This is a genomic window from Streptomyces sp. XY431 (genome assembly GCF_001279805.1).
Taxonomy (GTDB): Bacteria; Actinomycetota; Actinomycetes; order Streptomycetales; family Streptomycetaceae; genus Kitasatospora; species Kitasatospora purpeofusca.
This window is the reverse complement of record NZ_LGDO01000222.1, coordinates 1-2,576: the sequence shown is the minus strand read 5'-3', so window position 1 is coordinate 2,576 and position 2,576 is coordinate 1. Positions and strand designations below refer to the sequence as shown.

The window sequence follows — 2,576 nt, the reverse complement described above, 5'->3', positions numbered from 1 at the left end:
GGCGGCGGGGGCGGTCGGATCCTCGGTGGGCGTCTTCCCCGGTGCTTCCCCGGGTGCTTCCCCGTGCGCCTCGACGGCCAACGCCGCGGCCTCGCGCGCCGGTTCGGCGTCGGGTCCGGCCGCGTCGGGTCCGGCCGCGACAGGTGCGGGCCCGGCGGCCGGGGCCGCGCCGCTCGCCGGGAGGCCCACCCGCGCATAGACCCCGGCGAGCACGACCACCAGCCCGGACACCGCGAAGATCGTGTCGATCGGGCCGAACCGCAGCCCCGCCACCGAACCCGAGAAGTCCCGCAGCCCGCTGCCCGCCAACCAGCCGGACAGCACCGCCGTCAGCATCGCCGCGAGCCGGGTGACCGGGTAGAACACCGAGATCACCCGGCCCCGGAACTCCTGCGGGGTGGCGGCGAGCAGCAGCGGTGCCATCGCCGTGTTCAGCATGGTGATCGGCACCACGAAGACGAACAGCAGCGTCACGGCCGCCGGGAAGCCGGTCTGCCGCGAGTACAGCACCAGCAGCGCGCCGCTCGCCATCAGGCCGATCCAGGTCGTCCGCCGGGCGCCGATCCACTGCACGACCCGCCCGGCGGCGAGCGCGCCCGCGATCCCGCCGATGCCGAGCGCCATGCCGAGGTAGCCGTACGACTCGGCGGAGACGTGCAGGTTCCGGGTGGCGAAGAAGATGTTCAGGGTACTCAGGGCGCCCATCCCGAGTTGGCCGATCACCGTGAGCAGCAGCAGCGCGACGAGGAACCGGTTGCGGGCGAAGAAGCGCAGGCCCTCGGCGAAGTCCTTGAACAGGCCGGGGCGTTCGGCCCTGCCCGGCCGTTCGGCGGCCTTTCCGGCACTCGGAGCGGTGGGTGTGGTCCGCGCGGGATGCACCGGCCGCAGGTCCGCCGAGCTGATGGCGATGTACGACACCAGGTAGGAGAGCGCGTTGAACAGCAGCGCCCACTGCAGGCCCACCGCGAACAGCAGCGGTGCGGCGAGCGGCGGGCCGATGATCCAGGCGGTCTGTCCGGTCGCCTGGGCGATGCCGGCCGCCCTGGCCCGGTCGGCCTCGTCCGTCACGAGTTCCGCGATGATCGAGAACCGGGCCGGGGTGAAGAACTGGCTCGCCGCGTTGAGCACCAGCACGATCACATAGATCAGGGCCAGCCAGACGCCCGCCGGCAGCTCCCGGGTCGGCACGAAGGCGACGGCGGTCAGCACGGCGACCAGCCCGCCGCGCAGCACCTCGGTGCCGAGCATGGTGGCGCGCTTGTCCCAGCGGTCGACGAAGACCCCGGCGAAGGGCCCCACGAACATCACGGCCGCGCTGGTCGCCAGGACGACGCCGCTGACCGCCTGCGGGCCCCAGGACTTCCCCTCCGCCAGCACGGTCGCCACCCAGAGGACGAGCGTGGTGCTGAACACCGCGTCCCCGACCGAGGAGACCGCCTGGCCGAACCAGAGCCGGGTGTAGGTGGGGTTGATGAGGGTCGGCCGGAGCCTGCCGAGGGCGGTCACGGGGTGCGCCCCGTTCCGAGCAGCAGTGTCATCAGGGCGGTGACCAGGGTGGTGTGGTACGCCTTGGCGAAGTACTCGGCGGCCGGGTCGGCGGTACTCGCACGGGTGGCGGCGGTACTCGCGCGGGTGGCGGCGGACCGGCCGGGGATCGAGCCGTCCGGGCGCTGGGCGCGGGCCAGGCAGGCGAGGGCGGCCGCGCCCTCGGGCGTGCCCGTCGGGTCCAGGCCCAGGCAGACCTGGGTCATGACGAGTTCGGCGGCGAGGTCCCACCAGTCGTGCCGGACGCAGTGGTCGAGCAGCCGGGCGGTCAGGGTAGCCGCGTCGGCCACCGCGCCGTCGGGCAGTCCGGGGCCGGTGCGGGCGAAGTCGCTGAGGTAGAAGGCGGAGTGGGTGAGGGCGTACGCCTCGGGGACGGTCACCGGCGGCTCGTCGGGACGGGGCGCGGTGGCATCCTCGGCGATGTCGGCTTCCCGGCCGTCGAGGGCGTCCCGGCGCCGGGCCCGCGCGAGGGCGGTGGCGGGCAGGGTGACGAGGACGTTGCGCCGGGCGAGTTCCGGGTAGGGCTCGATGGCGTGCGCCACCCCGGCCTTGTCCGCGTAGTAGCGCAGTTCGAGCCGCTGGTAGGGCGAGCGCCCGGCCGGGGCGAGGTCGGCGGCGGTGAGCCGGGCGAGGTCGGCCCGGAACGGCGCGTCCGCCGTCCCGGTGGGTGCCAGGGCGGCGCAGGCCAGCCGGTACTGGGTGGCGCCGCGCGGCTCGGCGGTGAGCAGGCGCGGGAAGCCGGGGTGCTGCCAGACGGCGCGGACCCGGACGGTCGCCTCGGCCCGGCGCGGGTCGTCACCGGGGTCGAGGCGGGTCCAGCAGTGGGTGAGCAGCGCGAGTTCCAGCGCGGCCTTGGCGGGCCGGTGGGCGCCGCCGGGGTCCGGGCTTCGGGCGGCGCCGTGGGCGGGCGTGAACGGGTCGAAGTGGTCGAGGTGGCGGCCGATCCAGCCGAGCGTGCCGGCGCCGAGCCGCTCCAGGCCGTGGCCGGGATCGGCGCCGGGGGCGGGGGCGGGGGCGGGGGCGGCGCCGGG

At 75.5% G+C, this 2,576-nt stretch carries 2 protein-coding genes; both read right to left on the bottom strand.

From position 1 onward, the window contains the following. A partial coding sequence (locus tag ADK60_RS21150; protein WP_063783218.1) for an MFS transporter occupies window positions 1-1,506 on the bottom strand: 1,506 nt, incomplete at its 3' end. Further along, the gene (locus ADK60_RS21145) at window positions 1,503-2,522 is read right to left on the bottom strand and encodes a DUF6895 family protein (RefSeq protein ID WP_053648105.1); all 1,020 of its coding nucleotides are present in this window, start codon (window positions 2,520-2,522) and stop codon (window positions 1,503-1,505) included. The genes ADK60_RS21150 and ADK60_RS21145, both read right to left, overlap by 4 nt. Window positions 2,523-2,576 lie beyond the last annotated feature (54 nt).